Raw genomic sequence first — 22613 nt, 5'->3', positions numbered from 1 at the left:
AACTAAAACTTAGAGAATAATATAGTGCTAAACGCGAGGAGATAATAGTTTCCTCGGTAACTCCAACCTACATACCTTTTCTGTTAAATTAAAAGCCGCTACCTTTCAGCTTATAAAAGGCAGCGGCTTTTGATTGTTCTCAATTAAAAAGAGAAAATCAATTCTACCGTACGTTCAGGTTACGTATCTGATGGACAAGCTCGTATAAATCAATAACGTATAACTTAAAACGTACTACTTATAACGTAAAACTTAAAAACCTAAGCCCAAAGTAAAACCTCTTACAGTTGAACTAAAATTAGCTACCGGAGTAGCCGCTCCTCTAGCTAAATTAATACGGTACAGTTTGGTTTTACCATCTTTGGTGGTTAAAAGAGCGTAAGCCATTCCGCTGGTTCCGCCAATATCAAAACCGTTCACTCCATTTTCATTTATCCCCAGATTTCCTCTTAACATCAAAGTGCCCTCATTAGGTGGATTTTGCTGATAAAGCTTGTTTTCGGCCGAATTCAGCACGAAGAGTTCAGTCGTCATAGTACCGGCAAAATTGTTGGTGTACGCGGCTGCAGTAACAGCCAGATTCTTTGTATCGGCGTTAATATTACCATCCACGGTAGCCGTAGCATCATCCGGGTTTACCCGTAGGTTTTGCTCATTGCTGCTCACAATCCGGATGCGATCGGCAACCGGGTTAAAATCAAAACCAAAGACTGAACCACTTAAACGGGTAGTTAATTTACCCACTTCCATAACGGCCCCCGAAGCCGCATTAACTGTGTAGATGCGGCTGGTACTGCCCAAAGCGTAGAGTTGACCGTTCTTTGGCCGGAAATCAAGACCCAAAACTTTTTCGTCGGCTTGTAATCCGGTAATAGGCTTGGAGATAATACTGGCTGGATCTTTCGGGTTAAAAATTAAAAGGTCGTTCATCAAACTCACGGCGTAGGCTACGGGCGGGGTAGGAATAGCGATACCGGTGTACTGCCGGCTTTTAGCGTATCTTCCCAGTACTTGGGTATGACCATTTTTTAAATCTACCGTAAACAAGGTTGATTTATCTTCCACGTTAAAAAGAGCCAGTGCTTTATTTCCTTTAGCTACAATATCAAAACCACCTTCGCCGCTTATTTTCAAACCTAAATCGCCTACTTCTACTAATTTACCGTCGTTAGGAGGATCTTGTTTGTAAAGTTTTTGTTTACTCACGTCAATATCGTATAAAGTAGTGGTAGCTGCTCCCGCCATGCTGTTGGTATACGCTACAGCGGCTATCATGGCACCGGATGCCCCGTTGATGTCGGCGTCTTCCATCGCCACCTTGCCGTTTTCGGGGTTTAACCGCAGATTTTGTCCGGTATTTGTTACTATCCGGATGCGATCAACGGTTGGGTTAAAATCAAACCCGGTTAAATTACCTTCCAGAGCCGGAGTAAAAGGTTCCATACCAATCATGGTAGCAGCGCCGGAATTTAAATTAATGGCGTATAATCGGCTGGTACTGCCCACCCCATACAACTGCCCGGTAGCCGGCCGGAAATCAATGGCTAATATTTTTTCATCGGCCTGTAATCCGGTAATGGTGATGGCTTTTATTATTTTCCCTGGATCATCGGTATTAAGCTTGTGGAGGATTGACCCACGCTGTAAGGCATAAAAAGTAATATCTAGCTTGGGTCGGCTCATCAGTAAGTCGCTGGAAGAATTTACTTCTTTTTCGGAGGCGGAGTCAAAATCATTCTGGCAGCTGGCGAATGACAATAGCAGCATAGCCAGAGCAGCCAATTTAATCTGGTAAAAGCTTTTTTTCATTTTCGAAAGTTTTAGTTGAAGGTTTTAAAGAACAAAAAACCTACGATGTGTCTCCCCTAACGGATTGCTTATTAACTCATTTATTTTCAGACGGATAACATACCCTTACTATTGGTTACTTAGGGGCAATACTTTCCGGGGTGTGGCATTATTTAGCCTGAAATGCGTAGCAATTATTTGTTAATATTACATTTTAAACAGATTAACGGCACTTTCGTAACTTGTAACCTGCAACCGACAACCTGCAACTTAACCATGAACGAACACGAAAACCCCTGGACTACTCTTTCTTCCCAGCCTATTTATGAAAATCCTTGGCTCAGCCTCCGCGAAGATCAGGTAATTAACCCGAAAGGTGGCCGCGGCATTTACGGGGTAGTCGATTTCAAAAATATGGCTATTGGCGTAGTGCCCATTGATGCCGATGGCAATACCTACCTGGTAGGCCAATATCGTTATCCTTTAAACGAGTACTCCTGGGAAATTCCGGAAGGCGGTGGCCCGCACGGCATTGATGCCTTGGAATCGGCCAAACGCGAATTAAAAGAAGAAACTGGTTTTACCGCCGCTACCTGGACAAATCTGGGCCGCATTCATACTTCTAACTCGGTTACCAGCGAATTTGGCTTTCTTTTTTTAGCCCAGGATTTAACTGCCGGCGAAACCGAACACGAAGAAACAGAAGAGTTGCATATTAAAAAGGTGCCGCTCGCCGAAGCCGTGCGCATGGTAATGGCCGGCGAAATTACGGATGCTTTAAGCATCGCCGGTATTTTAAAAGCAGATAAAGTTTTAAAACATCCGCAATAATTTTTTAATTTCTTCTTTCAATCACTCTTTGGTATCTTCAAATTTCTGTGAAAACTTGGTTCCGTTTCATACCAACTTTTGAGGTTATTTTAAATCGGAAACCGGAAAAAGCAAGTCCGTACGTGAACTTAAACCGAATATTTGTACTTTTGCCTTCATGAAGCTGCTGGTAAAAATAGTACGTAAGATTTACGCTGGCTGGTGCGTTATTTCGTTTATTATACCTTTTTTTCTGCTTTATCCTTTTTTTGTGGTTTTGGTACAGAAACCTCGCTGGTACCCGTACGCGCATGGGCTTAATCGTTTTTGGTCGTATATACAATTGCGCTTGTACGGTTTACCGCTGCAAATTACCCGTAAGGCTTTGCTTGCTAAAAACACACCTTATATTTATACCCCCAATCATAGTTCTTACATTGATATTCCGTTGTTGTTAAACAGTGTACCGGGGTATTTAAATTTCGTGGGTAAAAAATCGCTGGCGAAAGTACCGCTTTGGGGGCCGATTTATAATAAGTTGTATATCTCCGTGGATCGGAATAGCGCGGTGAGCCGGGCCAAATCGTACATTCAGTCGGGGCGCACGCTTGATCAGGGACGATCGGTAGTTATTTTCCCGGAAGGCACCATTGCCGAAACTGCCGGTTACGACATGCTCCCTTTTAAAGACGGACCGTTTAAATTAGCGATTGAAAAGAAAATACCTATTGTACCGGTTTCTATGCCCTACAATCATATTTTCTTGCCGGACGTAGATGGTAAATTTATTGTGCACTGGCACTCCTTAAAAATTACGTTCTTTGAACCTATATCTACTGCCGATCTTACCCTGGCCGATCTGGAAGATTTAAAAAGTAAAGTATTTAAAATAATTCAAGCCGATTTAAGTTTACATAATCATTATGAGCACCGATATACAAACGATCCGGAAATTAGCACATTTAGCCCGTCTGGAATTTGATTTAACCAAAGAACAGGAAATGCTGCAGGATCTGAATAAAATTTTGGACTGGATGGAAAAGCTGCGGGAACTCGATACTTCTCAGGTAGAGCCTTTATTGCACATGAGCGAAGAGGTAAATGTATTGCGGCCGGATGAACCGAAAATTATTATCACGCACGAAGAAGGCCTTAAAAACGCTCCTCGCAAAGATTCTGATTATTTTAGAGTACCAAAAGTGCTGGATTAACGTTTAAAACCGTAAATGGCAGAACAAAATTTACTGGGCGGCCGGCGTAAAGGCGGCCCTTTTCTTTTTTATTTATTACTCCTGCTGGGTTTAGCCGCATTAAGCCTGGCCATTTACCATTATTTTACCGGCGCCGAGCAGGTGATGCCGTGGCAACCACAAGCCGAACTGTACCCGATTTCGGCCACGTTTTCCCGGTTTACCGATCTTTTTCAAACGTTTCTGGTACCGGTTACCGGTTTTCTGGTTTCTGAACGCTTTGACGTGGGTTTACCCGAATTGCGACCCGAATTAGCCGCTATCTTCTTAGGAATTTTAAGCTTAGCTCTGGCCGTATACTTTACTATTATCAGCACCTTTCTGCGATTGCCTTATATCGTGGCCATGATTTTGGCGATGCTTTTTCTGGCTACCTGCAACTTTGACTTGTTACGGGCTACTCCCGATGATAATCAGGTATTTTTAATTTTGGTGTTGGGAATATTAGTGCTGGTAAGTTATGCTTTTCAGGCTTTTGTTACTCAAGTTTCGCTGTGGGTCCGCTTTTTTACTTTTCTCGGAATTCTGGTCGCTCTGGCGGCTTTCCTGAATTCTCAATCGCCGTTTTCCGCTACTTTATCGGCCATGCAGGTAGTGCATTACAGCAGCCTGGGAGCATTTGTAGCAACGTGCTTGTTTATTTTTCTGGTGGCCTTCGAAAACATTCACGCTTTGCTTTGGATAAATACACAGGGCCCGTCGCCGGAACGTCGCTACGGTTTATGGCATTTTATCTTGATTGGCCTTTTGTACTTACTTAATTTACTATTGCTCTACCTCAAAAATGCCGCAATTATACAGCTGGATTTTTACTACGTAGATCCGTTTATTATTCTTTTCTTATCCACGCTAGCCGGATACTGGGGATGGAAAAGACGGAAAGTTCAGTACCAGCAGTATTTTACCTTTACCACCGGAGCTTCTTATTTGTATCTGACTTTGGCTATTATTAGCTTGTTAAGTATTGGGTACGCATTTGCTACGGCCAATACCCCGCTTATTTCTGCTTTTACCGATGTTATTGTGTATACGCATTTGGCCTACGGTTTTCTGTTTTTCCTGTATATTTTACTTAATTTTTATAAGCTCATTCAACAGCGGTTAGCCGTTCATAAAGTAGTATTCGATCCTAAACAAATGCCTTTTTACACGGTTTACCTCATGGGGAGTTTATTGCTGCTGGCGTTAATTTTCCGGTCTACGTTTAGCGTTTACAACAAGGCTCAAGCTGGTTACTATAATTACCTCGGTGATTTTTATAAAGCTGCCGATAACCTATTACTCGCCGAACGTTTTTACACGGAGGGTACCGTGTTTAGCCATCATAATTTAAAATCAACATACGCCCTGGCAGGCCTTTACCGCGAGCGCGCCTACAGTACCGCCGAAATAAATTTATTAAAAGATGCCTTAGCCGGCCAACCTTCTGAAAAAGTTTACGCCCGTTTAGCCGGTACGCAAACCGACCCGAAAAGCTTCTTTAATCATTTGTTTTTATTAAACCAGGGATTACGCACTTTCCCGAACAGTACGGCTTTGCTGACAAATAAAGCATTGCTCTACGAAACCACTTCGCTCGTAGATTCTACGGAGTATTTTTATCAGCAAGCGCTGAGCGAAGCGGGTAATCACCGGGAACTGGTACAGAGTAATTTACTGGCTTTTTATTTAAAAAACGGAAATCCCCAACAGGCGGTAGCTTTAGCAGAACAAGGCTCCACCTCTGGTAAATGGTTAGCCTGGCAAAGTAATGTAACTTTATTAAATCTGCTCCAAGAGAAAACAACTGCCGGTTCCAATGATATAAATCTTCCGGCTAAAGTACTTACGCCGGCCGAATTTGCTTTATTTTACCATACTACTTTGGAGCATATCGGACAATCCAATCCGGCAACAGTAAAGCGCATTAACCAGTACCTGGCGCAACAAGAAAATACACCTTACGCCGAGAATCTAATTTTATTAAAAGGTTTAGCGCAGTATTATTCCGGTCAGGTAAATGAGGCCCGCACAACTTTAGAAAATCAAGCCTTGGCTTCGCCGAATACCGCTGGTTTTTATTATTATTTAATTGGTTCCTGGCTGATGGAGCAGAAGTTATACCAAGCGGCGGTTGGTTATTTCGATAAAGCCCGTACGAATAAAATACCGGAAGCAGAACTGCCGTATTTGTACGCCCTGGCTCATACCCCGGATAAAGGCGCGGCGTATGCAGCCGTTTCCCAAGCAGTTTCGGAAATAAAAGAGCCTAAACTTAAAGCCCAGGCTACCTTTCTGGCCAACGTACTTAATTTAACTACGCAAAGTGTACTTACCGCTTCCGACTCAGCCAAAGTAGCTTACCTGATTTTGTACCAACCAGATTTAAAAACTCCTGAATTTGAAAGTGTAGTAACCTCTATCACTGCCGGTAATTTTAAAGGGTTGGGACAACTAGAGTTAGCGCGGCACTATTTACAAAACAATAATCTAACAGCGGCGGCTCAAACCATTCAAACTGCCCAATCTTATGCGGCTCAAGATAAAAATTTAGCAGCCGCCCTTAACTTTCTGCGGGCTGATTTATTAGTAAAGCAAAATAATGTACGTGAATTAGATAAGCTAGTACCTGCACTTACCAACCCAAGTGGCGGCCAAAACCATAAATTATTTTACCAGGCAGTAGTAGCCGAAAAAACTAATCCACAGCAAGCCAGAGCTTTTTACCGGCAAGTTCCGCAAGCCTTAATCTACGACGAAGATGCGGTATTAGCGGCCGCTGATTTTTTTAGCCGCGTTCAGAAAAACGACAATCAAGCCTACGATTTACTTTTAAGTAGTATTAAGTATAATCCGTTTTCGCCTCGCTTGTATCAGGCTTATATTTTTAGTAGTATTAAACTCGGCTTTATTGATTTTGCGCAAACCGCGGCGCAGGAATTAAAAAACTTGCTAAGTCCGGCAGAGTATGCTATCTTTCAAACGACGTACGAGCAAAAATTAAAAGAGAAACAAGCCGCTTTTCCGGGCTGGGAATAATAGAAGTAGTTGCTTGTTATTAGTTGTTCGTTGCTAGATTAATACCTTTAGGATTAGCTGTATCTAGGGCAAATGGTTATCTAAACTAATTTCGTTGAAGTACTTTAAAAGAATTAAACTAGTTTCTTTAAAAGTTAAATCCATTTCCGGTTACATAGAATAAACAACAGCTTTATCGTTTAAAATTAGGAACGCCACTAATTATGAGCATAGTTATCGAAACGAAAGACATCTCGCGGGTCTACCACATGGGTAGTGAAACCATTCATGCCCTTAAAAGTGTGTCGATAAATATAAACCGGGGTGAATACGTGGCCTTTATGGGCCCATCGGGTTCCGGCAAATCTACTCTCATGAATATTGTGGGCTGCCTGGATACGCCTTCTGGCGGGCAATATATTTTAAATGGCAAAGACGTGAGTAATATGACCGATAACGAATTGGCCGAAATCCGAAACAAAGAAATTGGCTTTGTCTTTCAAACGTTTAATTTACTACCTCGCTCTACCTCCCTGGATAATGTTGTTTTACCGTTAATTTACGCGGGTTATGGCAAAAGTGTCCGGGAAGAGAAAGCCATGCAAGCCCTGGAAAGTGTAGGCTTAGGCCCCCGCGCCAAACATAAACCCAATGAACTTTCGGGCGGACAGCGCCAGCGGGTAGCCATTGCCCGGGCCTTGGTAAACAACCCGAGCATTATGCTCGCCGATGAACCTACCGGTAACCTGGATTCGAAAACTTCATACGAAATAATGGAGCTCTTCGAAAACCTGCACTCCAAAGGAAATACTATTATTATGGTTACCCACGAAGAGGATATCGCCAAATATGCCCACCGCATTGTCCGCCTGCGCGATGGTTTAATAGAATCGGATGAGATAAATAAGGAAATTATGCGGCATTCGGTGCCGGTTTAAACAGGAGTTTAGATTCTTCTTCTCCCTCCTTTCCCCATTAACACCTATCAGGTAATTTATCCGGCAGTTTATCCAAAACAAAAAAACATGCCTATAAATATTTACAATGAGGCAAATTATGAAAGTATAGATTTTCTCTGCGATGATGTTTGGGATTTGCCCAATCAGATTGATTCACTTGAAAATTGGCTTAGAATAGAAGGAAAGAATTTGCCAAAAGGAAGTTATGTGGCAGATATGGGTTTTGATATTAGAAAAGATGCATCTGGAGGTGGTGGTGTACTCAATGCTGAATCAATGAAAATAATGGGAGAAATCGGGATGAATGTCTATTTCTCAGAGTACCCAGGTTTAATAAAGTAATAAAAGTATGAATACTCAACAAAGTGCAGCCAGATAACCAATATAAATGAAAAAAGCCCCTTGTCGGGGCCTTCTTAGCTTCTTTTTCAGATTAGATTAATTGTCGGAAGAAATATAAAACCTCCCGGGCGGCTTGTTTTAGTTCTTTCGATTTAGGTACGTTCGCACCTGGATTTACATTTTCTAATGCCTCCGCTAACAGGTTCAGGCGGTGAGCCATAGCATCGTATTCTTCTTCTTGTAAAATAGGGTAGTCTTTCAGTTCCATAATTTTATCGTTTCCATCACTACAACTAAAACCAGGCTAATCGTTCGGTATAATTTAGCTAAATAGAGAATCAAACTTTCTTATCGCATAAACCCAATGCTAATCTTGTTTAATTATTAAAATGTTTTTTCTTATATATAGATAGTATGTTATTACAGAAAAGAAATTTTGATCTACTACCTATTAATAGAGGCTAATTTCCGAGCATTAGTTTTGGTCTTGGCCCATTTCTAAAAGTTTTAAATAAAATTTTGCTTAACCGAAAGCAGGTATAATCATAAATACCCTTAGAAGCAAAATAGACCCTATGAAAAATAATAGCTTACCTAAGATCCAAAAATATCTCATTTGCCCATCTGTCTGAGGCCAGGCAACAGCCATTAACTACTTTTATCAGAAGAGATTTTCAGCAGCAAATACGGCTGACCGAGTTGGAACGAAGAAACCTACGGCCCATAAAATAAAGTTGTGCTTTACCTTGATGGATATCTTAGAATTTGTACTACATTTAGGATTACTATATAGTTGAAGTAGAGAGAAATACTTGGGCTAAAGCAATGCAGAAAATTGGTTTAAGAATTAATGCTAGTAGTCTGAAAAAATTAATTCTTACAGGCCGTTTTATTTAGTTAAAAGTAATGGAATGAAGCGCTTTTTAATAAAATCAAACTATTTCTTTACATTACTGGGAGTAATTATTTCTAGTCAGGCTTTTAGCCAGGTGGCAACTAACGACTCGGCTTATTTGGCCACCAGAATAAATAATTTAATTTCCCAGTATGACCAAGCTATTGGCGACCAGAAAATTCTTTTTAATGGTAAAGAATATTTAACCTACGATAAATATTACTTAAAAGGGCACCAGTTTTTTAGATCCGGTGAAGAACAAGAAGGGGATGTGTACTACGACGGGTATTTGTTTACGAACGTACCCTTGTTGTACGACGTCCTGCTGGACCAGATTGTTATTTCCGAGCCGAACGGCTCTCTGCTGTTTAAGCTCGAAAACAAAAAAGTAAACTATTTTAAAGTACATGACCATACTTTTATTCGCTTAGCCGCCGACACTTTAAGCGAATCTCCGGTTAAAACGGGCTTTTATGATTTGCTCGTGGACGGCAAAACAAAATTACTTGCCAAAAGGGTGAAAAGAGTGTACGAAGATGCTACCATCCGAGGCATGGAAGGAGAATTTATAACCGAAGATAGATTCTTTATCCGCAAAAATGATCAATACTATCCGGTGAGCAAAAAGAAAGCCGTTCTGAAAATACTGACCGACAACAAAAAGGAGCTCCAAAAATACAGCCGCAATCAGCATCTAAAATTTAAAAAAGAAACCCGGGAGTATGCTCTGGTTAAACTAATCCAATATTACAACAATCTACCCCCAGGTAAATCGCCCTAAAAGAAGGAACCCAGTTTAAAAAATCAAGTTTCTTCGTCAGCCTAAAAGTATTGTTTATGAATTGTTACTACCGCTTGTTAATTTTCCTGCTTCTGATTACAAAAAGTGGGGTTAGTTACGGGCAGAATACCAAAAATAATGTAATTACCGGGGATTTTAAAAACTTACGTTTTAATCAATTCGTCCACTCGGTAGAAGCACAAACCAACTACCATTTTTTTTATGACTCTACGGCAGTAGATAGTTTATTTGTTACGGTTCAGGTAAAAGATCAACCTCTGGCAACGGTACTTACTACGGTTTTGAATGGTACTGCCTTGCATTTCGCGGTAGATGCAGAAAACCGGGTTTATATTACCTCGGGAGTAGCCCTGAACTTAAATTTACCGGATAATTATTTTAAACCCGAAGCGGCAAACAACGCCATCACCCAAAACAGCCAGCCAAATAATTCCTCGGTAACAACTTCTGGTAATTCCCGCTCTTTAACTTTAGCCGAACGGAAACTGTACGAAATAGGCAGGTCCGGTGGAAACACCAGCGCCGGCAAAGCTACCTTAGCGGGTCACTTGCGCGATGTAAAATCCGGAGAGCCGGTAATTGGGGCGGCTGTTTACATTCAATCTCCTTCTATCGGCACCACCACCGACCAGTTTGGTTATTACTCGCTCACTTTACCTTTGGGGCGGCATGATTTATTTATTCGGGGCTCGGGGATAAAAAATACCAAACGCCAGCTTTTGCTGCAGAGCGATGGCCAACTGGAAATTGAAGTAGAAGAAGACATAACGCCCCTGAAAGAAGTAGTAATTGAAGCGGAAAAAGATAAAAATGTAGCCGGTATGCAAATGGGTCTGGAAAAACTGGATATTAAAACTATGCGCCAGGTACCCACCGCTTTCGGGGAAACCGATATTTTGCGGGTGGTACTTACTTTACCCGGCGTAAAATCGGTGGGCGAAGGCAATACCGGCATGAACGTACGCGGCGGAGCTACCGACCAAAACTTAATTCTTTTTAACGATGCTACTATCTACAATCCGGCGCACTTATTTGGCTTTTTTTCGGCCTTTAATCCGGATATATTAAAAACGGTAGAACTATATAAAAGCGCGGTGCCGGCCAAATACGGCGGGCGATTATCTTCGGTGCTGGAAATAGCTACCCGCGATGGCAATAAAAAACAATTTTCCGGCTCCGGCGGCATCGGATTACTTACCAGTCGGCTTACCTTAGAAGGTCCGATAATAAAAGATAAAAGTGCTTTTATTGTAAGTGGCCGCAGTACTTACTCCGATTGGATTTTGCAAAAGTTACCGAACAGCAGTTTTAAAAATAGCTCTGCGGCTTTCTACGACTTAAATGCGCACATCAGCCACGAGATAAATTCTAAAAACAGTATTTACGCCACTGGTTACCGGAGCCGCGATAAATTTAAACTAGCCGCCGATACGTTGTACCAGTATTTAAATCAGAATGCCAGCTTAAAATGGAAGCATATTTTTAATAATAAATTATACGGCGTTTTAACCGGGGCTTATAGTTATTACCAGTATAATATTACCAGCGACATTAATCCGGTAAATGCCTCCAAACTTAACTACAGCATCAACCAATCGAACGTTCAAGCCGATTTTAGTTATTTTCATAACGCTAAACACACTTTTGATTTTGGGGCGAGTTCTATTTTGTACCATATTGCTCCCGGCAGCTTAAAACCGTTAGGCACCGAATCCTTAATGGTCACCGATGTGTTGAGCCGGGAAAAAGCGGTAGAAAGCGCTCTTTATGCTTCGGATAGAATAGATATTTCCACTAGGCTTTCCGTTTCTATTGGTTTGCGATACTCCCTGTATCAGGCTTTAGGCCCCAAACAAGTATACCAGTATTTACCTGGTATTTCCCGAAGCGAAAGTACCATTACCGATACGCTGCAGTATAAAGCGGGAGACGTACTAGCAAAATACCACGGACCAGAATACCGCCTCTCGGCCAAATTAGCGCTTACCGAAAACTCATCGGTAAAAATGAGTTACAACCGGATGCGCCAGTACATTCACATGCTTTCTAATACCGCCGCCATGTCGCCTACCGATATCTGGAAATTGAGCGATTCGTACATCCGGCCGCAAATCGGCGACCAGGTAGCATTGGGATACTACCGTAATTTTAAATCTAACACCATCGAAACTTCCGTCGAAACTTATTATAAAAAGATGCACGATTTTGTGGATTATAAAAGCGGGGCCACTCTCTTGTTAAACCATCACATAGAAACCGATGTAGTAAACGCCGCGGGCAAAGCCTACGGATTAGAAGTAATGGTAAAAAAGCTGACGGGTAAAGTTAATGGTTGGGTAAGTTATACGTATTCCCGGTCGTTGGTAAAAGTAAACGAAGGCACTACTTCCGATAAAATTAATGGTGGTTCGTATTATCCCAGTAATTTCGACAAACCCCATGATTTCACCTTAATTGGTAATTACCGGTTTAGCCGCCGGTTTAGCACATCGTTAAACTTCACCTACAATACCGGCCGCCCGATAACTTTGCCATTAGCTAAATATTTCGTCGACAATTCGTACCGGGTTTATTATTCTGACCGAAATGCGTACCGGGTGCCCGATTATTACCGCGCCGATTTTGCCATGAATATGGAAGGCAATCATAAAGTGCAGAAGTTGGCGCATAGCTCCTGGACCTTGGCTATTTATAACCTGACCGGGCGTAAAAATCCGTATTCTATTTATTTTAAATCGGAAGGCACCCAAATTAACGGGTACCAGCTCTCCATTTTTGGCCGGCCTATTCCTACCGTCACGTATAATTTTAAATTTTAATGAGTTTATCCATTCGTTACCGGCCAACGCTCTTATTCTTTGCTCTGCTCTTATCGTTGAGCAGCTGCGTAGACCCGTTTGATCCTAAGGTAAAAGACATACCCGAAAGTTTTGTAGTAGTAGATGGTTATATTAACAGTCAGGGCATTACCAGCATAAAATTATCGCGTACCATTAACTTAACGGCCGATACTGTTCCGCCCGCCGAAAGCCGGGCTTCGGTGTATCTGGAAGAAGAAAATGGAATGCAATATGCGTTAAGGGAACAAGACGCCGGCACGTACATTTCGGATAATTTAACTTTAGACCCTCTTAAGAAATACCGGTTACATTTTACCACCGTAGCCGGGAAAGAATATACTTCGGATTACGTTCCGGTTAAAGTTACTCCCGCTATTGATAATATTACCTGGCAACCCAAAAACAATGGCCTGCAAATTTACGTGAGCAGCCAGGATGCCGCCAATGAGACTAAATTCTACCGCTGGAAATACGAAGAGACCTGGGAGTTTAATTCGGCTTATTCTACTTCTTTAGAGTACCGGGACAACGGCGTAAAATCACGCAATTCGAACGACAACATTTATGTTTGCTGGAAAACCGAAAATTCCTCGGCCATAAGAATTGGCACTACGGCCCGGCTGAATCAAGATGTAATATCTAATTATCCTTTGGTTTTAATTCCGCAAGGTTCCGTAAAATTAGGTCGGCGTTATAGTATTTTAGTCAAACAATATGCTCTCAGCCAGGAAGAATACGCGTATTACGAAGCGCTACGAAAAAATACCGAAAATATTGGTTCTTTATTCGACCCCCTTCCTACGCAGTTAACCGGCAACATTCATTGTGTAACCAATCCAACAGAACCGATAATTGGCTTTATTGGAGCCCACTCCGAAACGCAGAAAAGAATATTCGTAGACAGAGAAGAATTACCTAAAACCTGGGGCCGATTTTCTACCGGCTACGAAGATTGTCCTCCGCTTGACTCCATTGTTATTGATTATATTCGATATTTTACAATAGAAGATGTGGAAACTTATTTTGCACCGGGTATTTACTTACCGGTAACGCCTATTTATCCACCGGTAGGTATTCCGCGCTTAATTGGCTATACGGCGGCTTCCATTTCCTGCGTAGACTGCCGGCTAAGAGGCACCAATATAAAACCAGATTTTTGGAAATAATTAGTATTAAAGCATTGATACGTCAAGGAAAAAACTTTTTGTGGGGTTATAAACAAAATACTGTCATCGGCCGGCTTTTCGGTTTACTCTGCCTGTGGGTGGGGCTTACCCATTCAAACCCGGTGTATAGCCAGAGTGAAATTTTATCCAGCATAAACCAGCAATTTAATCAGTATAGCGAACACACTTTACCGGAAAAGCTGTTTCTGCACCTGGACCGACCACTGTACCTGGCTGGCGAGACGATGTGGTTTAAAATTTACGCCGTAGACGGCACTTTTCATAAACCTTTAATTTTAAGTAAAATTGCCTACGTGGAGGTACTTGATAAAGAGCAAAAACCCGTGTTACAGGGCAAAATTGCTTTATCCGAAGCTACTGGTCAAGGTTCGTTTATTTTACCTCCTTCGCTGGCATCCGGGAATTATTTGGTGCGGGCCTATACGAACTGGATGAAAAACTTTAGTCCGGATTATTTTTTTCAAAGCCCGGTAACTATTCTAAATACGTTAACTCCTTCCGGGGTAAAACCAGCCAAAGATTCGGCCACTTATGCGGCTCAGTTTTTTCCGGAAGGCGGCAATCTGGTGAAAGGAATTGCCAGCACGGTAGCTTTTAAAGTTACGGATAAATCAGGACGGGGATTAGAGGCCGCAGGAAGCATCCAAGATAAACAAGGCAAAGTACTAGCCTCCTTTAAAACCTTCCAATTTGGTTTAGGGCACTTTGATTTTACGCCCACCGAAGTTGACAGGTACACGGCTACTTTAAAATTAGTTGATGGTACCATTATCACGCAAGCCTTACCTCCCGTTTATGAGCAAGGCTACGTTATGCACCTGGAAGATACCAACCCGGAACAGATTAAAATAACCGTGCAAACCAATGTAACCGGGCAAACTTTCGAAGATGTTTTTTTGCTAGGACATGCCCGCCAGAAAATATCCGTAGCCTTAGGTAATCGCTTGAATAATGGAACTGCTGCGTTTACGCTTAACAAGAAAGATTTAGCCCAGGGTATTTCGCACTTCACTCTATTAAATTCGCGCAAACAGCCGCTCTGCGAAAGATTGTATTTTCAGCGACCTTCCCAAAAATTAATTATTACTTCTACCACCGATAAAAATAACTACCCTACCCGCGAAAAAGTAAGTTTACAAGTAGCTACCGCTAACTCCTTAAAAGAGGCGATACCCGCTAATTTATCTGTTTCTGTTTACCGCTTAGATTCGCTTCCTTCACTTCCGCCGCCTTCCATTAACAGCTACTTATGGCTAAGCTCCGACCTGAGAGGAACGATTGAAAATCCGGAATACTACTTTACTTCTGGGGAACCAGAAGTAACAACCGCCGCGGACAACTTAATGTTAACCCAAGGCTGGCGACGATTTCGTTGGGAAAGTATTTTTACCAATAAGCGTGATTCGTTAGAGTTTGTTCCGGAATTAAATGGTCACCTGGTTCGGGGCCGGATTACGCAGCGAGGTACGGGGCAACCGGCGCCGGGTATTTTAACTTACTTGGCCTCGCCGAGTCGTTTGGTTCGCGTATACCATGCAATTAGTACAGATAAAGGCACCCTGCAATTTGAAACAAAAGATTCTTATGGTTCCCGGGAAATAGTGGTGCAAACCCATACCCGCCAAGATAGCCTTTATCAATTCGAGATTTTTAGTCCTTTCTCGCCTAATTATTCCGCCAGTCAGGTACCACTTTTTACTTTATCCGAAAAATTTACCTCCGATATTGTTCAAAGGCACGTGCAAATGCAGGTACAGAATAATTTCTATAAAAAGCCGGCTCTTTCGTTCCGCTGGCCCAAAATGGATAGTCTAGCTTTTTACGGGGAGCCCGACGAGAAATACCGGTTAGATGATTATACCCGTTTTAAGGTTATGGAAGAGGTATTGCGGGAGTACGTGCCCGGCGTACAAGTCCGAATCCGGAAAGATGGGTTTCATTTTATGGTGTATGATAACGTAAACAAAACTATTTTTCAGGAGAACCCGCTGGTATTGTTAGATGGGGTACCGGTTTTTAATATTAACAAAATAATGGCGATGGATCCGCTTAAGATTCAGAAACTGGAAGTTATTACCAGCCGTTATTTTCAAGGAACTTTGTCTTACAACGGACTGGTCAGTTTTTCCACGTATAAAGGCGATTTAGAAGGTTACACGTTAGATCCGCACACGTTTGTGTTGGAATACGAAGGATTGCAGCGACAAAGAGAGTTTTACGCCCCCCGCTACGAAACCGCCGCCGAAAAACAAAGCCGCCTGCCCGATTTAAGAAATTTGCTCTATTGGAAGCCTCAAGTTATTACCGACACAACGGGCAATCAGAAACTAGATTTTTTTACCTCAGATAAAGCCGGCAAATACAGGGTATTGATCCAAGGGCTTTCTCCGAACGGTTTGGCGGGTAGCACAAGCTTTACCTTCGAGGTAAAATCCGCAGCATTATAATTTTTATTTCAGGCCGAAGCCAGCAAGAATTTCTTTACTTACCTAAAGAATTGATTTTACTTCTTATCTTCCCTCCGCATTAATGACGGTGCGCGAAAGCGTGTTTTCTTAGATTTAGTTGTTTATCATGGGCAAGTTTTGCCAATCACAGCATTCAGAACATCCGGCTAGCGATGCAACCGCTATCTGGCAATCGGAGGAGTATACCATTTATCCGGCCCAGGTGGTGCAGCAAAATTTTGTGGCGCACGTACTATCCCCCACGAAAGTAATCTCTAACTATGTATCCAGCGCGAATAATTTCCTTAACCCGCTGCTTACGTTTAAGTTTAGTATTAACGGCCACGATAACGAAATGGAGCCGGGCAAAGATCACCAGTTTGTCTGTATAGCGCAAAATGGTTACTCCGAAACCCCCATTATTACTTTTGGTTCCCCATTAAAATTACCGGGCAAAGTGCCCACCGATACCTATCTGACCCCTAATACCAAATTTAAAATTCGCCTGAATTTAAGCCCGGTGTTAGATGCTTTTGAGCAATCCGGCTTTTACACAACTTATACCGGCGAAAAAATTTATCAAGAAGATTTTAAAGGCGTATTTGTCGCGGGCCAGCCCGCGCCCTTAACCTGGAACTTCGCTAATCTAGCCAATCAACCCGAACTAGAATTACAAAATACAAAAGAAGAAGGCATTTTTGAAGTTACCTTACTCCTGAATCCTGATCCAACGGAAACCACTAACCCTACCAGCTGGCAGTTATCTAAAAATACAACCGCTTTCCCGCAGTATTCCTCTGGTTACCCCATAATGGATGCTCTGTACAACTTAGGGTTAGAAGAAATGCTAAATGCCGTAGAACCGGATAATACCTTCCGGACGGGTAAAGAATGGGCTGGTGTCTGGACCCGAGATATTAGCTACAGCATTATTTTAGCCATGGCAATTGTACAGCCCCAAGTGGCCCGTAAAAGTCTGCTGCGGAAAGTAAATAAAAACCGGCGCATTATTCAGGATACCGGCACTGGGGGCGCTTACCCAGTTTCTTCCGACCGAATTGTATGGGCGATTGCCGCCTGGGAACTTTATACAGTTACCAGCGATACTAACTGGCTGAAGAAATCTTACCGGATTATTAAAAATTCTCTAGAAGATGACCTGATTAACCTCTATAACCCGAAGACCGGCTTGTTCCGGGGCGAGTCCTCCTTCTTGGACTGGCGGGAACAAACCTACCCACAGTGGATGCAGCCGGCCGATATTTACGAATCGGAATGTTTAAGCACGAATGCTCTTTTTTACCAGGCTTGTAACCTTCTGGCGCAAATGGCCAATTTGCTGGCTGATAATCCAGCAGCGATAAAATATAGCCAATTAGCCGAAAAAGTAAAATCAGCAATAAACGAGCACTTATGGTTACCGGCAAAAGGCTACTACGGGCAATTTCGATACGGCCGCAATTTTAAAATTTTGTCGCCTAAAGCAGAAGCTTTGGGAGAAGCCTTATGCGTACTTTTTGATATTGCGGACGATGAAAAACAACAATTGCTTGTAGCCCGAACGCCCATTACTCCTTACGGTATTCCTTGCATTTATCCCCAAATACCTACTATTCCATCCTACCATAATAATGCGGTTTGGCCGTTTGTACAAGCGTATTGGTCTTTGGCTACGGCTAAAGCCGGCAATGAAAAAGCGTTACTTGAAAGCATGAGTGCCATTTACCGCCCGGCAGCGCTTTTCTTAACCAACCAGGAAAACTTTGTCGCCAGCAACGGCGATTATGCCGGCACGCAAATTAATTCCAGTAATATGCTCTGGAGTTTAGCCGGTAACTTGAGCCTGATCTATAAAGTGATTTTTGGAATGGAACTTCAACCAGACGGCTTAGTTTTTAAACCAATGGTTCCAAAGGCGTGGCAAGGACTTAAAAATTTAAAAAACTTTACCTACCGGAATGCTATTCTGGATATCGGGTTAGAAGGATATGGCAACCAAATTAAAAGTATAACCCTGAACGATAAAGAACTCGCGGCACCTATACTACCAGCTACTTTACAAGGGCAGCATTTTATTAAAATTGAGCTGGAAAATAATAACTTACCGGAAGCTGAAATAACTAAAGTACCGGTAGAATTTTCGCCCACAATGCCGGAGGTTTCGTACGCACAAGGCATTTTGTCCTGGCAAAAAATAGCTGAAGCCGAGAACTATAAAATCCTGCGGAACGGAAAAGAATTTCTGCATACGAGAGCTACCCAAATTACCATTTCGCCTACGGTTTATACTGAATACCAAATAATAGCGGTAAATAACCAAGGGCACGAGTCTTTTGCTAGTGAGCCATTAGCAGTATCTTTAGAAGAAAACCAACATCTTTACTCCCTGAAAAAAGATACTCCCGAAGCTAATCTGGCGGGGGAAGAAAGCTATACAGCTGATTTCCTGGAAATTAGTAAAAACACAAATCTCACCGTACAGATTTTAATACCGGCGCCCGGATTATACGCGATTGATTTCCGGTATGCTAACGGGGAAGGGCCAATCAGTACCAATAATAAATGTGCCATCCGTACGCTTAAACTAAATAATAAAATCTTAGGCACCATCGTACTGCCCCAACGCGGCGCCGACGAATGGTCGGATTGGGGTTTTACGAACGCGGTACAAGTAAGACTGGAGCAAGGCCCCCACGATTTAGCCTTAGCCTTTGAGCCTACTAACGAAAATATGAATACTGAAGTAAACCGGGCTCTACTGGATTATATGCGGGTTACAAAGATTGCCGAGTAAGTACCTGATTTGCTCGTAAATACTTACATAATTATTAGCAAACCCAGCTCATTTAAAAATTTACTAATCTTTGGTTTATTACCAAGCTACTGCAATATTGGATTAGCCATTGTAATTGGTAAAGAAAAGTTTTATTCCTATCTTAATGAAGCTCACCCAGCAAAGTAAATCCGGTTAGGTATTCTTTTAAAAACTTTAGCAAATAGCTTATGCAGCGAATCAACGCAATTGATTTTACCCGGGGCTTGGTAATGATTATAATGGCCCTGGACCATACTCGCGATTTACTTCATATAAGTTCTTTAACGCAGAGCCCTACTGACCTAAGTACCACTACTCCCGCCTTGTTTTTTACCCGCTGGATCACGCATTTGTGCGCTCCTATCTTCGTTTTTTTATCCGGTACTTCGGCTTATCTTTCGTTGCAAAGAACTGGCAATGTAACGGAAGCCCGTAAATTCTTGCTGCGCCGGGGAATTTGGCTGATAATTTTAGAATTTACGATTATTTCGTTTGGTATTTGGTTCGATTTAAAGTTCCGAACTTTCTTCTTTCAGGTAATTGCGGCTATCGGCTTTAGCTTTATCGTATTAGCTTTATTGCTGAAGTTACCTGCCCGGGTAATTGGATTAATTGGCTTACTTATCGTTTTCGGGCATAATCTTGTATCTATTCTTCCTTTAGGCGCTGCTACACCGCTTTCTCGGGTAGCTTTAACCTTATTTAATCCTAATATTTTCCAGATTACACCGCAACTTACCTTTTTTGTAGGCTATCCTCCTATTCCGTGGTTAGGTATTATGTTGATTGGGTTTTCCGTAGGGCCTTTATTTACTTTGCCGGTAGCTCAGCGCAAAAGCTTTTTCTGGAGAACAGGTTTGGCTACCGTGGTCTTTTTTATCTGTCTACGATTCAGTAACATTTATGGCGATCCCGCCGCCTGGTCGATGCAAAATGCAGGATTATTTACTTTCCTATCTTTTCTGAATACGACTAAATACCCGCCCTCTTTGCTATATACTTGCATGACCTTGGGTATAATGTTTTTAATTTTTTGGTTAGTGGATGGCTTTAAAAATAAGCTGGTGCAGATTATTAGTACCTACGGGAAAGTACCTTTATTTTATTATATCATTCACTGGTATTTGCTGCACCTTATTTTGTTAGCCATGGTTTTTCTGCAAGGTTTTCACTGGGACGATTTACAATTCGGCACCTTCCTGTTTGGCCGGCCGAAACAACCGAGTGGGGTGAATTTAGCGGTTATTTACTTCATCTGGCTAAGTGTAGTGGTGGCTTTGTATCCATTATGCCATTGGTACCAACGCTACCGATCAAACCATCCGGAAAAAACCTGGCTGCGGTATTTATAAAACCTAGGATATTACCAGAAGGCAAACTTTAAATTATTTCGATGATCTTATGCAAACTAAGGTATTAACACCCGAACATTACCTGGAGACACTTCCCGAAGACAAACAACAGGCAATAAACGAACTAAGAAAGGTTATCAGGCAAAATTTACCGGAAGGTTTTTCCGAAGCAATGAGCTACGGTATGATTGGGTACGTAGTTCCTTTATCGCTTTACCCGCCGGGATATCATTGCAACCCGCAAGAACCTTTACCTTTTATTAATATTGCTTCGCAAAAAAACTTTATTGCGGTGTACCACATGGGTTTGTACGCTAGTCCCGAGCTACTAAACTGGTTTAAAGAAGAATATTCTAAACAGGTGAAAACCAAACTAGACATGGGGAAAAGCTGCATTCGGTTTAAGAAAATCGAGCAAATACCTTATCCATTAATAGGAGAACTGGCTTCCAAAATTACGCCACAACAATGGATTGAAATCTACGAAAGTCAGTTTAAAAGGTGAGAGTGAAAAAAGAGAAGGATTTGACTGATTAGATTGGTGTCTGGAACATCTTCTGGTAAACTCAAATGCTTGAATCTAAGCAAATAAAAAGGCAGGTAAAGTACCTGCCTTTTTATTAAAACAATTATTAAACTTACTGCTTATCCCACCAAACGGGTACCAGCATGGCCTGTAAAAATGCCGATGGTACTTCAGCAGGAATATTGTCCGGGTTATAAGATCTTTCAGAAGAAGGATAAGGGAATCTAACCGGAATACTTTCAAGTACTGGCGCTACTTCTAATTCTGTATCCGGATATGTTTCCGTATTTAAAGGTAAATTCGGGTAACCCGTTCTTCTGAAATCATTATACGACTCAAACTGCAAATAATTTGCAATATATTTTTCGGTCATTATTTGCTCGTAGGCAGTTGTTGGGAGCAATAGATTAGCCGTTTGATAAGTTGCGATAGCTGCTTCATCAATTCCGTACATACCCATGGAAGCCGCAATACCTTCGTTGTAAGCTGTAACTACCGCCGGAGTAATAGTATTACCCGCTTTTAAAAATTCTGCTTCGGCTCTGATAAAAGGAACTTCGGCATAAATTAAAAGATAAAGCGGGGCATCGGCCGCACTGTAAAAAGAACCAATAGCCGAGTAGTTAGCTAGGCCAGTAGGCGTAGCATCATTTGTAACCCCTACGTATTGACCTTCATTGTCCCCCTCCGCAACCGGATCTACCTGGTACTGTAACCGCGGATCATTTTTAGAATTTAATAAATTAAGGTAGAAAATAGAAGGTTTATAAGCAGTACTCCACTTTCCATCTATTGTATACTGGTACCAGGGGTTTTCCGCATTTGGGGCATTAATGTAATTAAATTTAGGCATTTCATCGTTACTAGATAAAGTACCCGCATCTAATGCCTCTAAAGCTAAATTAGCTTGCGTAGCAGCATTATAACCAGGGGCATTAGATAGCCGTAAGTGAAAGCGGGCTTTTAATGTGTGAGCTAACTTTTGCCATAGTACCATGTCACCGCCGTATATAAAATCTTCGGCTCCGGGCTGAATACCGGTTGTTTTACCGGCATCCACTATTGCTTCATCCAATAATACCTGTATGCGCTTATAAATATCTTCCTGCTTGTCGTAAGCAGGTTTTGTAACGCCCGTTTCACCCTGAAAAGCTTGGGAAAAAGGAGCATCGCCAAAAGCATCTGTAATGTACGACATGTTCCAGGCCAATATAATTTTAGCAATGGCGCTGTAAGCCGGATTACCGTTCTGATCCGCTTTGGCAATCAATTCGGTACTGGTTTTCATTATATCTGTGTAAGAAGAATAGCGCCAGAAATTATCCGTTTCATTAGCGGTTAAACGGTACTGACCTTCGTGGGGTCCAGTACCGGCAAAAGCGAGGTACTTGGTCCAGTTAGCAGAAATACGAACCGGAAAACCACCGGCTATCTCGTACGAAAAGGTGCTCAGAATAGCAGGTAGCATTAACTTTTCCGTTACTTCTTTTGGAGCATTCGGATCGTAATTGATATCAAGGTAGTTTTCGCAACTATAAAATGTTGTTGAAAACAAACTTATAATTAGAAGTAATAAACTTTTTCTTTTCATGATTGAATTAGG

The 22613-nt window shown here is 42.0% G+C and carries 16 protein-coding genes; 13 read left to right on the top strand and 3 right to left on the bottom strand.

Annotated elements, in window-relative coordinates; all coding sequences use genetic code 11:
- Positions 1-252: 252 nt before the first annotated feature.
- The gene (locus AHMF7605_RS22850) at positions 253-1809 is read right to left on the bottom strand and encodes a DUF4394 domain-containing protein (protein WP_106932309.1); all 1557 of its coding nucleotides are present in this window, start codon (positions 1807-1809) and stop codon (positions 253-255) included.
- Between the two features lie 255 nt (positions 1810-2064).
- On the opposite strand from AHMF7605_RS22850, the gene AHMF7605_RS22845 reads away from it, so the two are divergent.
- The 6 genes from AHMF7605_RS22845 to AHMF7605_RS22820 all read left to right on the top strand — a co-directional run bounded on the left by AHMF7605_RS22845 (position 2065) and on the right by AHMF7605_RS22820 (position 8146).
- Positions 2065-2619 (top strand): NUDIX domain-containing protein, encoded by a 555-nt coding sequence (locus tag AHMF7605_RS22845; protein WP_106933579.1) that lies wholly within the window; start codon positions 2065-2067, stop codon positions 2617-2619.
- A gap of 157 nt (positions 2620-2776) precedes the next feature.
- A complete protein-coding gene (locus AHMF7605_RS22840; protein WP_233219225.1) occupies positions 2777-3580 on the top strand; it encodes a lysophospholipid acyltransferase family protein in 804 nt (267 codons plus the stop codon).
- Positions 3522-3809 carry an Asp-tRNA(Asn)/Glu-tRNA(Gln) amidotransferase subunit GatC gene (gatC, locus tag AHMF7605_RS22835; protein WP_106932308.1) on the top strand — a complete coding sequence of 96 codons (288 nt, stop codon included), beginning with the start codon at positions 3522-3524 and terminating at the stop codon, positions 3807-3809. Before AHMF7605_RS22840 ends, gatC begins: the two co-directional genes overlap by 59 nt.
- 15 nt (positions 3810-3824) lie before the next feature.
- Positions 3825-6866 carry a tetratricopeptide repeat protein gene (locus AHMF7605_RS22830; RefSeq protein ID WP_106932307.1) on the top strand — a complete coding sequence of 1014 codons (3042 nt, stop codon included), beginning with the start codon at positions 3825-3827 and terminating at the stop codon, positions 6864-6866.
- A gap of 203 nt (positions 6867-7069) precedes the next feature.
- Positions 7070-7783: an ABC transporter ATP-binding protein gene (locus AHMF7605_RS22825; RefSeq protein ID WP_106932306.1), complete on the top strand. Its 714-nt coding sequence runs from the start codon at positions 7070-7072 to the stop codon at positions 7781-7783.
- An 87-nt stretch (positions 7784-7870) separates the two neighbouring features.
- Positions 7871-8146, top strand: a complete 276-nt coding sequence (locus tag AHMF7605_RS22820) for a hypothetical protein (RefSeq protein WP_106932305.1) — start codon at positions 7871-7873, stop codon at positions 8144-8146.
- 91 nt (positions 8147-8237) lie between these two features.
- On the opposite strand, the gene AHMF7605_RS29925 is transcribed toward AHMF7605_RS22820, so the two are convergent.
- Positions 8238-8414 (bottom strand): hypothetical protein, encoded by a 177-nt coding sequence (locus tag AHMF7605_RS29925; protein ID WP_158267597.1) that lies wholly within the window; start codon positions 8412-8414, stop codon positions 8238-8240.
- 643 nt (positions 8415-9057) lie between these two features.
- On the opposite strand from AHMF7605_RS29925, the gene AHMF7605_RS22815 reads away from it, so the two are divergent.
- The 7 genes from AHMF7605_RS22815 (at position 9058) to AHMF7605_RS22785 (ending at position 20989) form a co-directional block, all read left to right on the top strand.
- Positions 9058-9822 carry a hypothetical protein gene (locus tag AHMF7605_RS22815; RefSeq protein ID WP_106932304.1) on the top strand — a complete coding sequence of 255 codons (765 nt, stop codon included), beginning with the start codon at positions 9058-9060 and terminating at the stop codon, positions 9820-9822.
- A 56-nt stretch (positions 9823-9878) separates the two neighbouring features.
- Positions 9879-12662: a TonB-dependent receptor gene (locus tag AHMF7605_RS22810; protein ID WP_106932303.1), complete on the top strand. Its 2784-nt coding sequence runs from the start codon at positions 9879-9881 to the stop codon at positions 12660-12662.
- Positions 12662-13849, top strand: a complete 1188-nt coding sequence (locus AHMF7605_RS22805; RefSeq protein ID WP_106932302.1) for a DUF4249 domain-containing protein — start codon at positions 12662-12664, stop codon at positions 13847-13849. Before AHMF7605_RS22810 ends, AHMF7605_RS22805 begins: the two co-directional genes overlap by 1 nt.
- 14 nt (positions 13850-13863) lie before the next feature.
- On the top strand, positions 13864-16317 hold the full coding sequence (locus tag AHMF7605_RS22800) for a hypothetical protein (protein ID WP_146153655.1): 2454 nt from the start codon (positions 13864-13866) through the stop codon (positions 16315-16317).
- A 127-nt stretch (positions 16318-16444) separates the two neighbouring features.
- A complete protein-coding gene (locus AHMF7605_RS22795) occupies positions 16445-19111 on the top strand; it encodes an alpha-L-rhamnosidase-related protein (RefSeq protein ID WP_106932300.1) in 2667 nt (888 codons plus the stop codon).
- Positions 19112-19320: 209 nt separating this feature from the next.
- Positions 19321-20484 carry a DUF1624 domain-containing protein gene (locus tag AHMF7605_RS22790; protein ID WP_106932299.1) on the top strand — a complete coding sequence of 388 codons (1164 nt, stop codon included), beginning with the start codon at positions 19321-19323 and terminating at the stop codon, positions 20482-20484.
- A gap of 49 nt (positions 20485-20533) precedes the next feature.
- Positions 20534-20989 (top strand): DUF1801 domain-containing protein, encoded by a 456-nt coding sequence (locus tag AHMF7605_RS22785; protein ID WP_106932298.1) that lies wholly within the window; start codon positions 20534-20536, stop codon positions 20987-20989.
- 133 nt (positions 20990-21122) lie between these two features.
- Here AHMF7605_RS22785 and AHMF7605_RS22780 read toward each other — a convergent pair whose 3' ends face one another.
- Positions 21123-22601: a SusD/RagB family nutrient-binding outer membrane lipoprotein gene (locus AHMF7605_RS22780; protein ID WP_106932297.1), complete on the bottom strand. Its 1479-nt coding sequence runs from the start codon at positions 22599-22601 to the stop codon at positions 21123-21125.
- Positions 22602-22613: the final 12 nt, after the last annotated feature.

Source organism: Adhaeribacter arboris (assembly GCF_003023845.1).
In the GTDB taxonomy this organism is placed as follows: Bacteria; Bacteroidota; Bacteroidia; order Cytophagales; family Hymenobacteraceae; genus Adhaeribacter; species Adhaeribacter arboris.
This window is presented reverse-complemented; position numbering and strand designations above follow the sequence as displayed.

Bases quoted from the DNA above. Each gene is read 5' to 3' on its own strand.
- AHMF7605_RS22815 (WP_106932304.1), top strand. From the start codon at position 9,058: ATGAAGCGCTTTTTAATAAAATCAAACTATTTCTTTACATTACTGGGA.
- AHMF7605_RS22820 (WP_106932305.1), top strand. From the start codon at position 7,871: ATGCCTATAAATATTTACAATGAGGCAAATTATGAAAGTATAGATTTT.
- AHMF7605_RS22785 (WP_106932298.1), top strand. From the start codon at position 20,534: ATGCAAACTAAGGTATTAACACCCGAACATTACCTGGAGACACTTCCC.
- AHMF7605_RS22830 (WP_106932307.1), top strand. From the start codon at position 3,825: ATGGCAGAACAAAATTTACTGGGCGGCCGGCGTAAAGGCGGCCCTTTT.
- AHMF7605_RS22780 (WP_106932297.1), bottom strand. From the start codon at position 22,601: ATGAAAAGAAAAAGTTTATTACTTCTAATTATAAGTTTGTTTTCAACA.
- AHMF7605_RS22805 (WP_106932302.1), top strand. From the start codon at position 12,662: ATGAGTTTATCCATTCGTTACCGGCCAACGCTCTTATTCTTTGCTCTG.
- AHMF7605_RS22840 (WP_233219225.1), top strand. From the start codon at position 2,777: ATGAAGCTGCTGGTAAAAATAGTACGTAAGATTTACGCTGGCTGGTGC.
- AHMF7605_RS22845 (WP_106933579.1), top strand. From the start codon at position 2,065: ATGAACGAACACGAAAACCCCTGGACTACTCTTTCTTCCCAGCCTATT.
- AHMF7605_RS22795 (WP_106932300.1), top strand. From the start codon at position 16,445: ATGGGCAAGTTTTGCCAATCACAGCATTCAGAACATCCGGCTAGCGAT.
- AHMF7605_RS22825 (WP_106932306.1), top strand. From the start codon at position 7,070: ATGAGCATAGTTATCGAAACGAAAGACATCTCGCGGGTCTACCACATG.
- AHMF7605_RS29925 (WP_158267597.1), bottom strand. From the start codon at position 8,414: ATGGAACTGAAAGACTACCCTATTTTACAAGAAGAAGAATACGATGCT.
- AHMF7605_RS22810 (WP_106932303.1), top strand. From the start codon at position 9,879: ATGAATTGTTACTACCGCTTGTTAATTTTCCTGCTTCTGATTACAAAA.
- AHMF7605_RS22790 (WP_106932299.1), top strand. From the start codon at position 19,321: ATGCAGCGAATCAACGCAATTGATTTTACCCGGGGCTTGGTAATGATT.
- AHMF7605_RS22850 (WP_106932309.1), bottom strand. From the start codon at position 1,809: ATGAAAAAAAGCTTTTACCAGATTAAATTGGCTGCTCTGGCTATGCTG.
- gatC (WP_106932308.1), top strand. From the start codon at position 3,522: ATGAGCACCGATATACAAACGATCCGGAAATTAGCACATTTAGCCCGT.